Origin of the sequence: Bifidobacterium psychraerophilum, assembly GCF_000741705.1 — a bacterium.
GTDB classification, from domain to species: domain Bacteria; phylum Actinomycetota; class Actinomycetes; order Actinomycetales; family Bifidobacteriaceae; genus Bombiscardovia; species Bombiscardovia psychraerophila.
This window is the reverse complement of the sequence record NZ_JGZI01000008.1, coordinates 246,172-262,678: the sequence shown is the minus strand read 5'-3', so window position 1 is coordinate 262,678 and position 16,507 is coordinate 246,172. Positions and strand designations below refer to the sequence as shown.

17 protein-coding genes are annotated in these 16,507 nt (G+C 59.1%); 2 read left to right on the top strand and 15 right to left on the bottom strand.

Annotated elements, in window-relative coordinates:
• Window positions 1–155: 155 nt before the first annotated feature.
• The 9 genes from BPSY_RS03510 to BPSY_RS03470 all read right to left on the bottom strand — a co-directional run bounded on the left by BPSY_RS03510 (window position 156) and on the right by BPSY_RS03470 (window position 10,349).
• Window positions 156–1,418 carry an ABC transporter substrate-binding protein gene (locus BPSY_RS03510; RefSeq protein ID WP_033497233.1) on the bottom strand — a complete coding sequence of 421 codons (1,263 nt, stop codon included), beginning with the start codon at window positions 1,416–1,418 and terminating at the stop codon, window positions 156–158.
• Window positions 1,419–1,749: 331 nt separating this feature from the next.
• Window positions 1,750–2,550: an ABC transporter ATP-binding protein gene (locus tag BPSY_RS03505; RefSeq protein WP_033497235.1), complete on the bottom strand. Its 801-nt coding sequence runs from the start codon at window positions 2,548–2,550 to the stop codon at window positions 1,750–1,752.
• A 12-nt stretch (window positions 2,551–2,562) separates the two neighbouring features.
• Window positions 2,563–3,522, bottom strand: a complete 960-nt coding sequence (locus BPSY_RS03500) for an ABC transporter ATP-binding protein (RefSeq protein WP_033497238.1) — start codon at window positions 3,520–3,522, stop codon at window positions 2,563–2,565.
• Complete coding sequence (locus tag BPSY_RS03495) at window positions 3,515–4,498, bottom strand: branched-chain amino acid ABC transporter permease (protein WP_033497240.1); 984 nt, start codon at window positions 4,496–4,498, stop codon at window positions 3,515–3,517. The genes BPSY_RS03500 and BPSY_RS03495 overlap by 8 nt, the downstream gene beginning before the upstream one ends.
• 93 nt (window positions 4,499–4,591) lie before the next feature.
• Window positions 4,592–5,998, bottom strand: a complete 1,407-nt coding sequence (locus BPSY_RS03490) for an ABC transporter permease subunit (protein ID WP_033497242.1) — start codon at window positions 5,996–5,998, stop codon at window positions 4,592–4,594.
• A 270-nt stretch (window positions 5,999–6,268) separates the two neighbouring features.
• A complete protein-coding gene (locus BPSY_RS03485; RefSeq protein ID WP_033497244.1) occupies window positions 6,269–7,570 on the bottom strand; it encodes an adenylosuccinate synthase in 1,302 nt (433 codons plus the stop codon).
• Between the two features lie 146 nt (window positions 7,571–7,716).
• Complete coding sequence (gene fbaA / locus BPSY_RS03480) at window positions 7,717–8,775, bottom strand: class II fructose-bisphosphate aldolase (protein WP_033497320.1); 1,059 nt, start codon at window positions 8,773–8,775, stop codon at window positions 7,717–7,719.
• 114 nt (window positions 8,776–8,889) lie between these two features.
• Complete coding sequence (locus BPSY_RS03475; RefSeq protein WP_033497246.1) at window positions 8,890–9,591, bottom strand: response regulator transcription factor; 702 nt, start codon at window positions 9,589–9,591, stop codon at window positions 8,890–8,892.
• Between the two features lie 170 nt (window positions 9,592–9,761).
• Window positions 9,762–10,349 (bottom strand): LOG family protein, encoded by a 588-nt coding sequence (locus tag BPSY_RS03470; protein ID WP_033497248.1) that lies wholly within the window; start codon window positions 10,347–10,349, stop codon window positions 9,762–9,764.
• A 63-nt stretch (window positions 10,350–10,412) separates the two neighbouring features.
• On the opposite strand from BPSY_RS03470, the gene BPSY_RS03465 reads away from it, so the two are divergent.
• Window positions 10,413–10,766 carry a MazG-like family protein gene (locus BPSY_RS03465; RefSeq protein WP_033497250.1) on the top strand — a complete coding sequence of 118 codons (354 nt, stop codon included), beginning with the start codon at window positions 10,413–10,415 and terminating at the stop codon, window positions 10,764–10,766.
• Between the two features lie 45 nt (window positions 10,767–10,811).
• On the opposite strand, the gene BPSY_RS03460 is transcribed toward BPSY_RS03465, so the two are convergent.
• From BPSY_RS03460 to BPSY_RS03445, 4 genes are read right to left on the bottom strand one after another with little or no spacing between them, the layout of a single operon-like run.
• Window positions 10,812–11,756, bottom strand: a complete 945-nt coding sequence (locus BPSY_RS03460; RefSeq protein WP_081884205.1) for a DMT family transporter — start codon at window positions 11,754–11,756, stop codon at window positions 10,812–10,814.
• Window positions 11,753–12,193 (bottom strand): MerR family DNA-binding transcriptional regulator, encoded by a 441-nt coding sequence (locus BPSY_RS03455; RefSeq protein WP_051921616.1) that lies wholly within the window; start codon window positions 12,191–12,193, stop codon window positions 11,753–11,755. The genes BPSY_RS03460 and BPSY_RS03455 overlap by 4 nt, the downstream gene beginning before the upstream one ends.
• A gap of 58 nt (window positions 12,194–12,251) precedes the next feature.
• Window positions 12,252–12,548, bottom strand: coding sequence for a transcriptional regulator (locus BPSY_RS03450; RefSeq protein WP_033497252.1), 297 nt, complete (start codon window positions 12,546–12,548; stop codon window positions 12,252–12,254).
• A gap of 1 nt (window position 12,549) precedes the next feature.
• Complete coding sequence (locus tag BPSY_RS03445; RefSeq protein ID WP_152596823.1) at window positions 12,550–13,299, bottom strand: hypothetical protein; 750 nt, start codon at window positions 13,297–13,299, stop codon at window positions 12,550–12,552.
• 139 nt (window positions 13,300–13,438) lie between these two features.
• On the opposite strand from BPSY_RS03445, the gene BPSY_RS03440 reads away from it, so the two are divergent.
• Window positions 13,439–14,728 (top strand): polysaccharide deacetylase family protein, encoded by a 1,290-nt coding sequence (locus BPSY_RS03440; RefSeq protein ID WP_051921614.1) that lies wholly within the window; start codon window positions 13,439–13,441, stop codon window positions 14,726–14,728.
• An 81-nt stretch (window positions 14,729–14,809) separates the two neighbouring features.
• Here BPSY_RS03440 and BPSY_RS03435 read toward each other — a convergent pair whose 3' ends face one another.
• Together BPSY_RS03435 and BPSY_RS03430 are read right to left on the bottom strand one after the other, a co-directional pair.
• Window positions 14,810–15,424 (bottom strand): NAD(P)H-dependent oxidoreductase, encoded by a 615-nt coding sequence (locus BPSY_RS03435; protein WP_033497256.1) that lies wholly within the window; start codon window positions 15,422–15,424, stop codon window positions 14,810–14,812.
• Window positions 15,421–16,485, bottom strand: coding sequence for an LLM class flavin-dependent oxidoreductase (locus BPSY_RS03430; protein ID WP_193346420.1), 1,065 nt, complete (start codon window positions 16,483–16,485; stop codon window positions 15,421–15,423). The genes BPSY_RS03435 and BPSY_RS03430 overlap by 4 nt, the downstream gene beginning before the upstream one ends.
• Between the last annotated feature and the right edge of the window lie 22 nt (window positions 16,486–16,507).

Sequence of the window (16,507 nt, the reverse complement as noted above, 5' to 3'; positions counted from 1 at the left end):
GACCCTGGTCATAGGGTCGCCGAACAACACATTCGCGGGTGCCCAGAAGGACGCCCGCGAATGTGTTCATGTGATCAGAGGCCGCTCAATTCATCGACCCCGTCGATGGACGAACCTGCTCACCCCAAAGGTCTTCCCATCGTTTCAGCAGCAGTTCAGCTCTTCGGCACCTCACCTTCCTGCGATTCGCTATACACCGGTTTATTCGATGAATCGAATTTGTAGATGCCTATCGATGCGGAGCTGGGGTCGTTATTGCTGTTGAAAGCGCCAATGCCCGATTGCCCCACGTATTGAATATCCTTCTTGTCCTTCAACAGCGCCAGGCAGTCCTTGTAACTGCTGCATTTCGTCCCACCATCGGCACCGGAGACCGCCGCCAGATTCTTCTGAATGGTCTCCCCATCGACCGCACCGCCCTTTTGAGCGGCCAAAGCAGAAAGGATCACGCCATCATAGGTTTCGGCCGAATACGTGAAGTCGCTCAGATCGGATTTGACGGACTTCAGCCGCTTCTGGAAAGCGTCACTCGGGTGGGCTCCGGGAATCGTACCCTGTGCGCCTTCGAGGAACCCGGCGTCGAAGTCCTTGGAATAATCGGCGGTATTGCCATCGCAGAGATAGAGCTTGGTCTTCGTATCAAGACCCTGGCTGCTCATCTCCTTGAGCAGCTGCTTGCTCTGGTCGAATGCGATGACCAGCACCGCATCAGGCTTCGTGGCCTTGATCGAGGTGACCAGTGAGGAGAAGTTGGTTTCCGTCGGATCGAACGAGTCCTTTTCTCCATAGACCACATTCACACCGGCCGCTTCGGCCGATTTGACCACCGCGCTCCGCAGATTGGTGCCGTACTCGTCATTGAACACTGCAATGGCAAGATTCTGCACCCCGTCGCCTGCGATCAGATTGCCCAACACCGCACCTTGCACGGAATCGGGCGGCACGGTACGGAAGAAATAGGGGCTTATGCCGGAAAGCGATGGCGACGTGGCTCCCATGGAGATCATCGGCACCTTGGATTCGGCCACCACCTTGTAGGTATTCTTGACCACGGAGCTGGAGGCTGGCCCCAGGATCACGGAGGGCTTCTTCGACAGCACGGATTGGGCGCCCGCCGTATTCTGATCGGCATGATCGGCATCGGATACATCGGCGCTGACTTTGCTTATCTTGTTCCCCAGCACACCACCCGCGGCGTCGATATCGTTGGCCGCCAAGGTCCACGCCGAGGTCTCAGCCGGGCCGAGATAGGCCAGGGAACCCGTTTCCGGGAACAGACCACCAAGCACGAAGGTATCCGATGAACCACCTGAACTGCTTGAGCTGCTGCTTGAACCACCGCAGGCCGACAGCCCCATAACGATGACCGCGGCAGCTGCCGTCGCCGACATCAGCATGGACTTTCTTTGTCTTTGCATAACAACGTCCTTCCCTCATCAGCGCCGTGAAGCGACTGATCTCTCTTCCCATTACCGGTGCCGTCAAGCCTTGGGGCCCCCTGCGCCCAAGGCGTCTCAATCCCTGCCGGAGACAGTGGGCCAGGCGAGTATATGAAGCACATCAGAAGGCCTTCTCGTCCGCCCATAATGGATACGCTATAAGCCTCTTGCAACAGTTCTATGTACCAAATATTTCATTTCTATAAAGCCCGAAAACTGTTGGAAACACAAGGAAAGACAGAGTTTCCCCAAGATTTGGCACCGTAGCCAAAAGCGGCGATCGACCGCACTCACACGGGATCGAACACCCTCAGCGACCCTCCTCCTCCACGGTCTCTTCCAGATTGCCCAGATACAGGGAAACAACCTTCGGGTCATTGAGCAACTCGCGCCCACGACCCGAGTACGCGTTCCTCCCCTGGTCGAGCACATAACCCCGATCGCAGATCTGCAGGCATCGACGTGCGTTCTGTTCAACGATGATGACGCTGACACCCGCCCGATTGACCTGCCTGACCCGAATGAAGGTCTCATCCTGGAGCATCGGACTCAGACCTGCGGAAGGTTCGTCGAGGAGCAGCACGGAAGGCTGCATCATCAAAGCCCTGCCCATCGCGACCATCTGCCTTTCACCTCCGGAGAGGGACCCTGCGGTCTGGTCCTTACGCTCGCCCAGGCGAGGAAATATGGAGGTGACGTAGGAGAAACGATCGGCGAAGAGCTTCGGGCTCTGATACGCGCCCATCTGCATGTTTTCACGCACCGTCAGACTCGGAAACACATTCTCCGTCTGGGGCACGAATCCCACGCCCATCGAGACCAGCCTGTCCGCGCGCAGATTCGTGATGTCCTTGCCCTTGAGCTGCAGCCTTCCTGACGAGATGTGCACCAGACCGAACAGGGCTTTGAGCAATGTCGATTTCCCCGCACCATTCGGCCCTATGATGCCGACTATCTCCCCGTCGTGCAGGGTCAGGGAAGCCCCATTGAGAATATTCACACCCGGCAGATATCCTGCTATGAGCTCATCGGCTTCGAGCAGGGCCTCACCCTCCGGCTCACCCACGTGAATCGTCGAGCGGTCGAGCCGCGCCACCATGGTTTCCGTCATTCTTCCGCCCTCCTATTCCACATCCTGCAGCACGCTGTCATCACCCAAATCGATATTCGCGTGAGCACCCAGATACGCATCCACAACGGCCGGATCGTTCATCACGTCCCGGGGCGGCCCCTCGGCGACGATCTTTCCTTCCGCCATCACCGTCACCCAATCGGCGATATGACGGACCATATTCATATCATGCTCAACGAACAGCACCGAGGTTCCTTCATCCCTCAAGGCGACGATATGGTCGAGCAGCGATTGCTTCAACGCAGGGTTGACGCCCGCCATCGGCTCATCGAGCATCACCAGTTGAGGATTGCTCATCAGCGCCCTGGCCATCTCCAGGAGCTTGCGCTGCCCGCCCGAGAGGGAGCCCGCGTAATCGTCTTTTTTCTTCAGCAACAGGAAACGGTCAAGAAGCGACTCGGCCTGTGTGATGATCTCCTTCTCCCTCGATTTCCAGAGCATCGGGAACAGGGACCTGAGCATGCCCTCACCCGGCTGATCCGGTGCACCGATCAGCATGTTGTCGAGCACCGTAAGACGGTTCATGACTTTGGTCAGTTGGAAGGTGCGCACCATACCCATACGCGCCACCTTTTCGGAGGATACGCTCGCGAGGTCGTTGCCATCGAACTGCCAGGTGCCGGTATCCGGCTTGTCAAAGCCCGTCATCAGATTGAAGAAGGTGGTTTTCCCTGCACCGTTCGGTCCGATCAAAGCGGTGATGCCATGCCGTTCGATTTCGAAATGCCCGACATCCACAGCCGCTATGCCACCGAAGCGTCGGGTGACATTGTCCGCCACCAGAATCGGATCGGGCTTATGCACACCCGGCTCATGCTCTACGTATGCCAGGTCCTTGGCCACGGTCCCTGAATAATCGACTGCGGCCGACTGCGGATCCTCCGACCGTGCGGCCCGGGCCGCGGGTAGGTCTTGGAAAGGAGTCCCGGTTTGTACTGTTGTATCAGGCATTGAACGCCAACTCCCTTCGGTCTCCGATCAAACCCTGCGGTCTGAAAATCACCAGGCACATCAGCGCCACGCCGACGATCACCCATCCAAGGGACTCGATCTGATTCGAAGAGATCAGATTCGAGGAGATGCCTTCGCGCATGGATTCCTTGACGACGGTCAACAACACCCACAGCAGGCAGGAACCGAGCACAGGGCCCAGGATGGACGCCGCCCCACCGAGCAAGAGGATCGTCCACACATAGAAGGTGACCTGCCTGCCCAGGGAATCGGGCTGAACGGAGCGCGGAAGAACGAAGATGATGCCCGAAAGCGCGCCGAATGCGCCACCGAGGAACAAGGATTGCAGCTTGAACTTCGTCACCGATTTGCCCAGGGAACGAATCACGTTCTCATCTTCCCGAATGCCCTTGAGCACCCTGCCCCAAGGTGATCGGTACCAACGCCAGGTCAGCAGCACGGCAATCAGCACCAAAGCCCACGCCACGATTCTCAACCACCACGAATCGGCGATGTTATTCGAATACGACCATAGAAGGATCGTGGAATTCCCCTCGGGCAGCGGGGAGAGATTCTCGAACTGCGTGGTGAAATCCTGCGGGGATATGCCGCCGGAACCGCCCGTAATGCTGGTCAAGGATGTGGATCGACCGATGATGCGAATGATTTCGGCCGATGCCAAGGTAACCATAGCCAGATAATCGGGTCCGAGTTTCAGGGTCGGGATGCCAAGCAGCACCGCGTACACGGCGGCCAACGTCAGTGCCGCCAGCACGGAGGCGAAGAGATTCCACCCCATGCTCTGTGTGATGGCAAAACCATACGCACCCAGCAGCATGAATCCTGCCTGGCCCATATTCATCAGACCCGTCATGCCGAAGTGGATGTTGAGCCCGATCGCCGCCAACACGTATGCCGCGGTCGTCGGAGCTATCAGCTGCGCGAAGGAATTCGTGAAAATCGTCATCAGATCCATTGCATATCCCCTTCCTGATGCCCTGCCCGCGCTCTCGGGCAGGGCGAAGTCCCCGATGCACCCGTGCGATCACTATGAGAATTGATATTCATATCAGCCCACTCTCTGCTGCTTGCCGAAAATGCCTTGAGGCCGGATCAGCAGCACAACAATCAGAATCGCCAAAGCGCTCACATACCGCATGTCGTCGGGGATGACCAGCGAACTCATATCCGCGACGACTCCGATGACCAATGAACCGACCAAAGCGCCGTTGGCGGTTCCCAGACCCCCCAGGGTGACTGCGGAGAACATCAGCAACAGCATCAAGGCACCGGTGTTCCATGCGATGCCATTGAGATAGATGCCGATCAACACACCGGAGAGCGCTGCGAGCGCTGTGGAGATAATCCACACCACACGGACCACCTGCTCCACATTGATTCCCGAGGCAGAGGCGAGGGCCGGATTATCCGAGACGGCTCGCGTCGCCCGGCCCAGACGGGTGCCATAGAGGAACAGGGTAAACGCGATGATGACCACCAGTGCGATGCCCGCAAGCATCAGCGTGGTGAAATCCGTGGTGATCGGCCCCATCTGGAAACCTTGCGGTACGGATGTGGTGATCCCTTTCACGTCTCCCCCGAAGAAGAACTGGAAGACGTATTGCAATGCCATCGAAAGACCGATCGTCACGATCATCTGCTGCATCGGACCAATATGCCTGCGCCTTAGGGGCTTCCATACCAGCTCATTCTGCAGCAGGCCCGTTGCCGCCCCGACGGCAACCGCCAGTATCGCGGAAAGTACCAATGGCCAGTGCAGTATCTGCGTGCCCACATAAGCCATCAGGCCACCGAGGGAAACCTGCTCACCGTGCGAGAAAGAACTCAGCTTGGTCGTTCCGTAGACCAGATTCATACCGACCGACATCAGGCCAAGCATCAGGCCGAATATCACACCACTGAACAGCTGCTGCCAGAATCTGGACATGAAATTGGAGAATGCGCTCTCCTCCTGGCCTGATGACGCCTGGGTCGAAGCCTTCGTATCGCTGGATTCAGGGGATGCCGAGCTTCCTGACTGCGCCCCGTCCGATTCCTGCGCCTCATCGAATCTCACCACCTGCCGGGCCTTGGAGAAATCGCCTTTCTTCACGGTTACCGTGGCCTTATCCGATTTCAGACCATGGTTCTTCATCACATCGGATGGCAGGGAAACCGTGTATTCCCCATCGGCCGTGACCGAAAAGGCCCACTTGCCGGACGAATCGGTGGTGGTTGTGGCACTTTCCTCACCGCCAAGCGTCACCTGCACCCCTGCTATCGCCTGTTTCGACGAGTCCTGCAGAATACCGTTGACACAGGCATTCGAGCTTGTCGGATTGCATGTCGTCACAGCCTCGGCTGCGGAGGCCGTGGCCGGAGGAACGGCCAACAGCGCAAGGATAATGATCAAAGCGGCTCCGGCGAACACCATGACAGACCGCAAAGCTCTCTTCTTCGATAACAAGGCAACCATATGTCTCCCCCCAATGCGCCTAACCTAAGAGACCGAAGTCCACAAATGGTTGCGCGCATATTTCTCGCACATTACGTAGGGGACGAAGCCGAAACATCGATTCTGGAGGATTCGCGGCCAGGCATGCCATCTGATCGACGGCATCGGAGGGCCTGTTCCCGGCATCTGGGACACCGGCATATGAAGAAGCCCCGGCGCGTGAACGCCGGGACTTTCAGGAAGGCAGCAGGCGGATCCCATAGCGGGAAGCGCCTGATCACAAGGAAAAACTCAGTCTATCAACGAGTGCACCGAAACGATCTGGTCTCTGCCGGGACCGGTACCGATCGCGGAGATGCGGCATGCGGAGAGCTCCTCGAGCCTGTGCACATAATCCTGCGTCGTCTGTGGGAAATCTTCGAAGCTCCGCGCCCCGGAAATATCCTCACTCCACCCGGGCATCTCCTCATAAATCGGAGTCGCGGAGGCGAATTCGGCCTGATCGGTGGGCATATCGCTGACCTTCGCATGGGATCCATCGGCGAGGGTGACGTCATAACCGGTGCAGATCGGAATCGACTCAAGTCCGGTGAGCACATCCAGCTTGGTCAGCACGATATCGGTCAATCCATTGATCTGGGCCGCATAGCGGTTCACCAAGGCATCGAACCAGCCGCAGCGACGCGGTCTTCCTGTGGTCACGCCGAATTCATGCCCCTGCTGGCGCAGCCATTCGCCGGACTCATCATTCAACTCGGTCGGGAAGGGGCCTTCACCAACGCGAGTGATGTAGGCTTTGGAGACCCCTATGACGCGGTTGATCTTGGTCGGCCCCACACCTGTTCCGGTGCATGCGCCGCCCGCCGTGCAGTTGGAGGATGTCACAAAGGGATAGGTGCCATGATCGACATCGAGCATGGTGGCCTGCCCGCCCTCGAAGAGCACCGTCTTGTCCTCGTCCAGGGCCCTGTTCAAGATCAGCGAGGTATTGGCCACATAAGGCTTGAGTCTTTCGGCGACACCCAGCAGTTCATCGACGATCGCATCGACTTCGATCGTCCTGCGATTGTAAAGCTTGACCAGCATCTGGTTCTTCTGGTGGAGGCTGGCCTCCACCTTGTCCCGCAGATGCTCGGGATTGAACAGATCGTGCACCCGTATGCCGACACGGTTCACCTTGTCCGCATAGGCCGGGCCGATGCCTCGTCCCGTCGTGCCGATTTTGCGCTTCCCCAGGAAACGCTCGGTGACCTTGTCGAGCGTGCGGTGGTACGGCGCGATGATGTGTGCGGATTCACTGACCAGCAGCCGGCTGCAATCAACGCCACGCGACTCCAGTCCGTCGATTTCGGCGAACAAGGCCTCCGGATCCACGACGACCCCGTTGCCCACAACAGGCGTCACATTGGGATGGATGATGCCGGATGGCAGCAGATGCAAGGCATAGGTCTGATCACCGACCACAACGGTATGTCCTGCGTTGTTGCCGCCGTTGAAGCGGGCGACGTAATCCACCTTGTCTCCGATAAGATCCGTGGCCTTGCCTTTGCCCTCGTCACCCCACTGGGCTCCGATAAGAACGATTCCGGGCATAATGCACCTCCATTCGAGCGGCGGGGACACCCCATCCGCCACAACGAGACTACCCCGATGCATGGAGCTAACCATCAGCCCGGCGGTCAAAGCCCACATCGTGCGATGGAGCGCATGTAAAGGCTTGCGGAAGCGGGTGATGCCCGCTACTTCAATGCACGACCCGCGCTCCCGAGCTGCTGGCAGGCCTCGACCACCCGACCGGCCATGGCCGCTTCGGCCTCGGCGCCCCAGCTTCTTGGGTCGTATTGTTTCTTTTCGCCCACTTCGCCATCGACTTTCAGCACTTTGTCGTAATTGGCGAACATATGACCGGCGACCGCACGCGTAAACGCATACTGGGTGTCGGTGTCGATATTCATCTTCACCACGCCGTTGCGCACGGCAAGGGCTATATCCTCGGGAGAGGATCCCGAACCTCCGTGGAACACGAGCAGGAAGGGCTTGTCCTCCGGGAAATCCGCCGTGGAGTCGATGACACCGTCCTGCAGGGCCTGCGCGGTCGCCTGCTGAATATCCCCGAGCAGATCAGGGCGCAACTTCACGAAACCGGGCTTGTACGCCCCATGCACATTGCCGAAGGTGAACGCGGCCATATAGCGGCCATCATCCCCGAGTCCCAGTTCACGGGCCACACGCAAGGCATCGTCGGGTGTGGAGTAGAGCTTTGCATTGGGAGAGGCACGATGCCCGTCCTCCTCACCTCCGACGGCTCCTATCTCGATTTCGAGGACCGTATGGGCCGCCTGTGATGCGTCGAGCAGCTCCCTGGCGATTTCAAGGTTCTTGCCCAGCTCAACCGTGGAACCGTCCCACATATGGGATTGAAACGCGGGTTCCTGACCGTGCGCCACCTGGTCCGCCTCGTAGGCCAAAAGCGGACGCACCCACCCGTCGAGGTATTGCACGGCGCAATGATCGGTATGCAGGGCGACGGTGATCTTCGGGTAGCGTTTCGCCACCTCCCGTGCGAATGCGGCGAGCGCAAGCGAACCGGTAACGCGCTCGCCCACGGCCTGCCCGGAAAGATAGGATGCACCACCGACCGAGACCTGGATGATGCCGTCCGACTCCGCCTCCGCGAATCCCTGCAGCGCGGCATTCAGGGTCTGGGTGCTGGTCACATTGATTGCGGGGTATGCGTATCCACCGCTTCTGGCGGCATCCAGCATGTGAGCGTAACGCTCCGGTGTTGCGATAGTCATACCTTCATTATCCGCTTCGAGGGATACGACGCCTCGGTACAGCTGAATATGGGCTTCGAGTGTGGGCGGATTCACATCCTGGGGAGCGCTCCGCCCACCCGGTCAGCGAGTCTTTCAGTGATTGGCGCTGTCCTGAAGCTCAAGCCTGTACCCCATGCCGGTTTCGGTTTTGAGGAACTGGGGCTTGGCGGGGTCCTGCTCGATCTTCTTGCGCAGCTGTGACACATAGAGACGCAGGTTACCGGAATCGTTCACGTGTTCGCTGCCCCATATCTCGGTCAGCAGATCCTGGCGGGTCACCAGCCTGCCGACGTTCCTCACCAACATCTGCAGCACCTTCCACTCCGTCGGAGTCAGCTGCACACGGATCTGGCGCCCGCGGTACTGACGGAACACGGAATGAGTGGACAGATCGATGGTCACATGCCCCATGGTGATAAGCGGCGCGCCATGCTCGTGGGGAACGCGTCGGATCAGCGCACGCACGCGCGCAAGCAGCTCATCCAGCGTTATCGGTTTCGTCACATATTCATCGGCTCCGGCATCCAGGGCCGAGATTATCCGCGTCGTCTCCGTCCGGCCGGAAACCACCATGATGGGCACATCACTCCACCGTCGCACACCACGTATGACCGTGATGCCGTCGATGTCCGGCAAACCCATATCCAGCAATATCAGATCCGGCTTCTCCTCGGACACCGAAGCGAGGCAGCTATCGCCCGCTGATGCCACAGAGACCTCATACCCTTGCATCAGCAGGGCGGCACGCAACATTTCGATGAATGTACGATCGTCGTCCGCAACAAGGATTTTCATCCGTCCTCCCAGTGTCGCTTCCTGCTGCCGATCACCGGGTCCGCCCGGATGATGTCTGCAACAGACAGATCTCGCAGTTCAAAAGACCTGAAACTACCATCCTACTAGTGATGGCAGAGCAGGGGTTCATTCCCGGCGTAGCCGATATGCAGCTGCCGACGCGTACACCGCTACGCCGCTTTCCCCTGCGTCCGGTACTGCCGAATCCGTGGAGGCCGATACTGCCCGACCCATTCGTCGATGGCGTCAAAGGATTGGGTGAAGAGCAATTTGCCGCGGTCCTCCTCGGTCAGGAACCCGTCAGCCACCATGCGGTCATACATGTCCGCCGTGGACCGCCAGAACCCGTCAACGTCGAAGAATATGCAGGGATTGGGATTCAACCCCAGGCGAGACCACGAAAACGCCTCGCTGATCTCCTCCAAGGTTCCCGGCCCGCCCGGCAAGGCCAGACACACATCACCCAGTTCAAGCATCATCCGCTTCCGCGCGGGCATGTCTTCGACAACGCTCAGCTCGGTGATTCCCTCCAAGGCGGTGCCACGTTCCTTCAGGATCCGGGGAATCACACCATGCACCTTTCCCCCTTTGGCGAGCACCCGTCTGGCGACGATACCCATCAGCCCCACATTGCCCCCGCCATAGATGAGCGTGTCGCCCTTCGCGGCGATCCAGTCGGCCACCTTGACCGCCGCCTCTTCGAAGCGCCCGCCGTTGCCACTGGAGGCTCCGCAATACACCACGATGTTTCTGGACAATTCCGCTCCCCTGTCTATAGTGTTCGATGCCGTACGGATATCTCCCAACAAAGGTCGGTCGTCATGGATATCAATACACATGCCAGTTGGCTCAAGGATTTCTATATCAGCCGACAATGGTACCCCTACCCTCCCTTCATCAGGCTTGCATTCCTGACCGAGGAGATGGGAGAGTTGGCACAGGCCGTTCGCACCCATGAAATCGGACGCGACCACCCGGATGAGCAACGGCAGTCCGTCGAGAAACAACAGGAGCACATTCTCGAGGAGCTCGCCGACGTATTCGACAATGTGCTTATCCTCGCCGATAAATACGGGTATTCACCCGAGGATCTGATGCGGGCAAGCGAATCAAAGCTGCGGGCCCGCTTCGGGACTCAGGAATCGTCAGAGCCTGATTCGGGTGAAGTACTCTGACTCGTTCTCGTGATCAATCCGAGCACCGTCACGTATCCCCGTGTCCTATCGGCTTTCCACATCTCCATGAGTTGCATGCTTCGAGATGCCAGCACCGGCTTCCACCGGATGCTCCTTGCCGTGCCCCGGAAGGGTGGTGAGCAGAACGCCGACGATGATCGCCAGTCCTCCCACAATCTGCGAGACGGAGATGGTCTCGCCGGTAGCCAGGGCCCAGATTGCGGTGAACAGGGTGATGAGGTTCAGGAACACACCGGCCTTCCCCGGCGATATCTCGTCTAGCGCGGTGTTCCAAAGCACATAGGACAGGCAGGACGGGAAAATCGCTATGAACAGCAGGGAAGCCACGCCGGGGGCGTCCTTGGGGATCGTCACCCCCACAAAGGGCGCGACCGCCGCAAGACCGGCCACCACGAAGGCCGCCTGCACGGTCACCGCGGTGACCGGCGGGAGTTTGGGCCCCATCCGACCGGCAATGCTATAGACCGTCCACACCGCGATGGCACCGAGCATCAGCCATGTCCCCGATCCGAAGGCACTCGTGGTCAGCGTGCCTATGTCACCACGGGTGAGCACCACGAGCACCCCCAGCAATGCAAGGGCTATTCCCACCGCACCACGCCAACCGATGCGCTCATGCAACACCACAAGCGCCACCAGAGCGATAAGCGCCGGGTTCGCCGCATTAATCAGCGATGCAGCGAAGGCGGTGGATACATGCAATGCCGCGTACAGCAGAAAGTTGTATGCGAACATGCCAAGAACACCTTGGAACAGCAGAAAGCGCCAATGTCCGATGACCATACGCCAGTCAGGGTGCTCAGCAAGCTGTGCGATCAGGACCAGCGGGATCAATGCGATGGCCCAGCGGAGGAACACGATGCTGAAGGGTGACATGCTCTCGACGGCCACATGCCCGAATACATAATTGCCCGCCCAGAATGCCGCCGCAACGACAAGGGAGAGAATGGCGCGATTCCGTCTACTCATCCCCGCGCCTCCATAAGCCTGTCGTATTTGGCGATCTTCTTCTGGATCGAGGCTATCGAGGCATCGATGTCCTGGCGCCGACGCTCCAACTCTTCAAGATGATCGAGCAGTAGCGCACGCCTACCCCTGAGCGTCTGGCGTCCTTGGTCCCGCAAGGTGTCGAATTGCCGGATGGTAGACAACGGCACCCCGGCCTCGCGCAACCAATGGGCACAGACTATCTTCTCCAGATCGAGCTCGCTGTAGCGTCGCAGACCGCCCGATGTCCTGCCGGCGGGAGACATGATGCCTTCACGCTCGTAGTACCGCAGGGTGTCGGCCGAGACCCCCGTTCGCTGTGCCGCCTGACCGATCGACCAACGCGGCGCCGACCATTCCTCAGGTGCGCCATCCGCTTCCCCAAGCAGCCTCAAGGCTTGTTCTTCTTGCTTCGTCATAATGGCGATTCTAGGACTTGGAGTTAACTCCAAGTCAAGGCCGACACACGCTGTGCGCTCAGTCGCCTTGCAGAAGGTCCTGCAAGGCATGCAGATAAGCGTCGAAGGCTTTGCGCCCCGTTGCGGTTATCGAGACGAATGTGGCCGGCTTCTTCCCCTCGAAGGTTTTTTCGATATGCACATAGTCGACCTGTTCCAGTTTGCTCAGATGCACGGATAGGTTGCCATGCGTCATGCCCAACAGATTGGCCAACCTCGGGAAGGCCAGGGCGTCATCGCCCCCCAACTTGTACAGGGTCGTCATGATCTTCAACCGTGAGGTCGCATGGATCATCGGATCGAGTTCATCGCTCATATCAGGCCGCTTCCGTCTTCCCGGCCCGGATGCCGTCGGCGAAGCCGCCCTTGCGGGATGCGAAGAGGGCCCAGACCGCCTCGAGTATCATGCCACCGCCTCCGAGCACGCCCATGATGATGTATCCGGTCGATCCCTCGAACATCGGAAGCACCAGTGTAAGCATCAGCATCCAGACGCCTACGACGAACTGGGACTTATCACCCCAGAGAGCCCCGCCGATCATGTAGAGGGCACCGACGAGCAGGGCCGTGACGACGCAATACAAGGACGCCGTGGCATTGGCGTTCAATTCGTATCGCTGGGAGATCATACCCAGCGCGCTCATTCCCAGGCTGAAGGCAAGGAACCAGGTCCACCCATAGATGACCCCCTGACTGCTCTCCCTGCGGCTACGCTCCGAGGAAGCCCTGTAGCCAGACAGCCCTCTGAAAGCAACCACGATCGATAGCACGACCGCACACAGCAGCATCCCCGCCCCGCAGATCCAGGCCCATATGGGCGTGACCCCGGCATTCGCCGAAGTCGCCAGCCCGAGCACCAGATACCCGATCAGCCAAGCCACGCCCCAGATCAGGCAGAAGCTCCAGCTGAAGACGTTGAACATGCGATCAACGCGTTGCGACTGGCGCTCGATCAGACCTGCGGCCACGCGAGCTTCCATGATGACCTCCTCCTGCCCGGCTTCCCCGTCCGGAGACTGGGTCGCCCGATTCCCTGAGATGTCATATTCCCTGTTGTTCTTCCCCATCGCAACCATCCCCTTCTTTCAGCTTCCGTCCATTGCTTGTCTTTAGTTTATAACGCAAACTACTTTGCGTCAATCTTTACAATCCACTCTCATCCGCAGCCCTACAATGGCCGGGGGAGCGAGACGGGAAGGGAAGAACATGAAGGGTGACAGCACTGACAGCACTGACAGCACTGACAGCAGCATGCAGGCATCGATCGAAAACGAAGCCGACGTGGAGGTCCTCTCCATATCCAAAACACCCAAAAACCGCAGAAGAACCGCGATCGCGATGCTGGCGCTGGCGCTCATCATCATCGCGGGAGCCTTCGCCGGCTGGTATTGGTGGAACAACTATCGTCATTTCACGGTCGAGGTGAACCATTCCGCCATACAGACGACAGGAAGGCAGACCCTACGGGACGTACTCGGCGAGCATGGGAATTTCGGGAAAAAACCGGGGAAGCTCTTATCCTTCAGCGGAAAGACGCTTGAGAGCACAGGAGGATCCGCAATATCGGTCCGTCAGAACGATGTGGCGATCAGCGATGCGGGACTGGACACCACACACCTGCGGCAGGGCGACACGATCACGGTCGAAAACGGCAAGGACACCACCGAATCGCACACGGTCCACGAGAAGGACATTCCCTTCGACGCATCCATAACCACCGGAGGGGCGATCCAATTCGTCGCGCAGCAGGGGCGGGTGGGGAGACAGGAATACTGGGTCGGCGTCACATCCGGGGAAAAGGTCGATAAGAAGGTCATCAGGCCGGCAAGCGAATTGAAGATTGATTCCATCAGTCCCAAGGTGCCAGCCGACAAGAAGGTCATAGCGCTGACCTTCGATGATGGCCCCAGCAGCTTCAGCGCACCCATCCTTCAGATCCTCAAGGACAAGGGAGCCAAAGCGACCTTCTTCGACATCGGCAAGCAATCCGCCGAACTTCCCCAGATGGAGCGGCAGATGATAGCCGACGGCAACCAGGTGGCCAGTCACAGCAACACGCATCCCGACCTGTCGACGCTCGGACGAGACGCATTGCGCGCGGAACTCAGTGCGGGATTCAGCGCCATCAGCTCGGCATCGGACACCCAGTCACGCATGCTGAGGGCCCCTTACGGCGCGTTCAGCAAACAGAATTGGATTGACTGCTCCGATATGGTCAGCTCCAACCTCCTGTGGACCATCGACACCCTGGACTGGAAGCGCCCGGGCGAACAGGAGATCAAGCAACAGGTGCTCGACCACGCCTATTCGGGAGCCATCGTGCTGATGCATGACGGCGGAGGGGACCGCACCGAGGACGTCAAGGTGCTGCCGAGCATCATCGATGCCCTGCACCAGCAGGGCTACCAGTTCGTCACGATCAACGAGCTGATGAAGATGGATGGCCGCTTCCCCGACTGGGTCCTCAACAATCAGATCGCGCCCGAAAGCAAATAGCGCCAACGCCCGAACGGCACAATACCGCAGGCCGTGCGATGGCCCGATCCACGATCCGGCCATCGCACGGCCTCCGACCCGTCAGACGACGGAGGGGTGCCCATCACGATTCGCCGATGCGGCCGTCGGCCCGGACGTCATCTCATGGCCCTTCAGCAGCACCGACATATCGTCAACGGCCAGCTGGATCCTGGTGTAGATGCCGGGATTGAGCAGCACCGTTTTATCGAAGTCAGCCGAACATGCATATACTCCGACCGGAGCCACAAACGCATGGAAAAAGGCGAAGAGCGGACGCAGGGCATGGTCGATGACCAACGCGTGTTTCTCGCCGCCTCCTGTGGCCATAAGCATCACAGGGGTCGTCGCCAAGGCATACTGATCGATCAGATCCATGAAATGCTTGAACATACCCGGATACGAACCCCGGTAGACGGGCACCGCCACAAGCAGCAGATCAGCCCCCTCGACGGTTTGCAGCGCCTCCTCGGCCCGTTCATCGACATCCGAGCGCATAATCGCCGAAGTAAGGCCGGTCCCGATACCGTAGACGTTCACCGTACTCAGCGATATCGAATACCGTTCCTCGATGATGGACACGGCGATGCCGGCCAAGGACGCAGTCTTCGACTCGGCGTTCGGGCTCGCTTCCAATACGACGACCTTGAGTGGTGAAGCTCCAAGTGGCGAATTCACTGTTCCTCCTCGATTCCGGCATCCATCCTGGTCTCCCTGCGAAGCACGGGAGCCACCTGCGTCCCCAGCAGCTCGATGGCCTGCAGATGCTCCTTCTGGGGAACACCGCCAAACCCCATCTGCATCATGATCCTGTCGATCCCATACAGCTCCCTGTAGGTCATGATCTTGTCGATGACCTCCTGGGGGCTGCCCACCACAGGCATCCCTCCGGGCGTCGCCTGGGCGTCGAAAGCAGGCCTCGGAATCTCAAAGCCCGCGCCCCGCTGATGATTGTTCTCCTTCATCCCCTTGGAGAAGTAAGGAAACATGGTGTCTCGCGCCGATTGGCTGCTTGTGCCGACGAATCCATGAACACTGGCGCCCACACGCACCGACTGGGGTGAGACATCCGATTGTGCGGCGGCGCTGCGGTAGTAATCGACCATATGCACATGTGCGCCGATCGGCCCCGCCAGAAAGGCGATCATCATCGGCAGGCCGAGATGCCCTGCATGAACCGCCGAAGACGGCGTGCCACCGACCGCCTGCCAGATGGGAAGCTCCGACTGGGCCCTCGGGGCTATGTCCGCATGCTTCAGTGCGGCGCGGAAGCGCCCTGACCAGTCCACCGGGTTGTGGTCTCGTATGCGCAACAACAGATCCAGCTTCTCATCGAAGAGATCCGCATAATCCCGGAGATCATAGCCGAACAGAGGGAAGGACTCCGTATAGGACCCCCTACCTGCCATGATCTCGGCGCGTCCATCGGAGAGCAGATCCAATGTTGCGTACTGCTCATACACACGCACCGGGTCATCGCTGGACAGCACCGTCACCGCACTGGTCAGTGTGATGTTTCGGGTGACGGAAGCCGCGGCCGCCAGAATCATCGAAGGGGCCGAGGCGACGAAATCGCTGCGGTGATGCTCCCCCACTCCGAAGACATCCAGCCCCACCTCATCAGCCAATGTGATCTGCTCTATCGTGTCATGCAAACGACGGTTCGCCGAAGGGCTTCGCCCCGTTCGGGGATCCGTGGTCACCTCACCGAAGGTGAGCGCACCTATTTCCATGGTCATGCTTCTTCTTTCCCGTGTGCCC

What these genes read in the sequence shown, in the direction of transcription:
- BPSY_RS03490 (WP_033497242.1), bottom strand. Translation starts at nt 5,998, where the DNA reads ATGGTTGCCTTGTTATCGAAGAAGAGAGCTTTGCGGTCTGTCATGGTG.
- BPSY_RS03485 (WP_033497244.1), bottom strand. Translation starts at nt 7,570, where the DNA reads ATGCCCGGAATCGTTCTTATCGGAGCCCAGTGGGGTGACGAGGGCAAA.
- BPSY_RS03460 (WP_081884205.1), bottom strand. Translation starts at nt 11,756, where the DNA reads ATGAGTAGACGGAATCGCGCCATTCTCTCCCTTGTCGTTGCGGCGGCA.
- BPSY_RS03505 (WP_033497235.1), bottom strand. Translation starts at nt 2,550, where the DNA reads ATGACGGAAACCATGGTGGCGCGGCTCGACCGCTCGACGATTCACGTG.
- BPSY_RS03440 (WP_051921614.1), top strand. Translation starts at nt 13,439, where the DNA reads ATGAAGGGTGACAGCACTGACAGCACTGACAGCACTGACAGCAGCATG.
- BPSY_RS03500 (WP_033497238.1), bottom strand. Translation starts at nt 3,522, where the DNA reads ATGCCTGATACAACAGTACAAACCGGGACTCCTTTCCAAGACCTACCC.
- BPSY_RS03475 (WP_033497246.1), bottom strand. Translation starts at nt 9,591, where the DNA reads ATGAAAATCCTTGTTGCGGACGACGATCGTACATTCATCGAAATGTTG.
- BPSY_RS03510 (WP_033497233.1), bottom strand. Translation starts at nt 1,418, where the DNA reads ATGCAAAGACAAAGAAAGTCCATGCTGATGTCGGCGACGGCAGCTGCC.
- BPSY_RS03430 (WP_193346420.1), bottom strand. Translation starts at nt 16,485, where the DNA reads ATGACCATGGAAATAGGTGCGCTCACCTTCGGTGAGGTGACCACGGAT.
- BPSY_RS03450 (WP_033497252.1), bottom strand. Translation starts at nt 12,548, where the DNA reads ATGAGCGATGAACTCGATCCGATGATCCATGCGACCTCACGGTTGAAG.
- BPSY_RS03495 (WP_033497240.1), bottom strand. Translation starts at nt 4,498, where the DNA reads ATGGATCTGATGACGATTTTCACGAATTCCTTCGCGCAGCTGATAGCT.
- BPSY_RS03445 (WP_152596823.1), bottom strand. Translation starts at nt 13,299, where the DNA reads ATGGGGAAGAACAACAGGGAATATGACATCTCAGGGAATCGGGCGACC.
- BPSY_RS03465 (WP_033497250.1), top strand. Translation starts at nt 10,413, where the DNA reads ATGGATATCAATACACATGCCAGTTGGCTCAAGGATTTCTATATCAGC.
- BPSY_RS03455 (WP_051921616.1), bottom strand. Translation starts at nt 12,193, where the DNA reads ATGACGAAGCAAGAAGAACAAGCCTTGAGGCTGCTTGGGGAAGCGGAT.
- fbaA (WP_033497320.1), bottom strand. Translation starts at nt 8,775, where the DNA reads ATGACTATCGCAACACCGGAGCGTTACGCTCACATGCTGGATGCCGCC.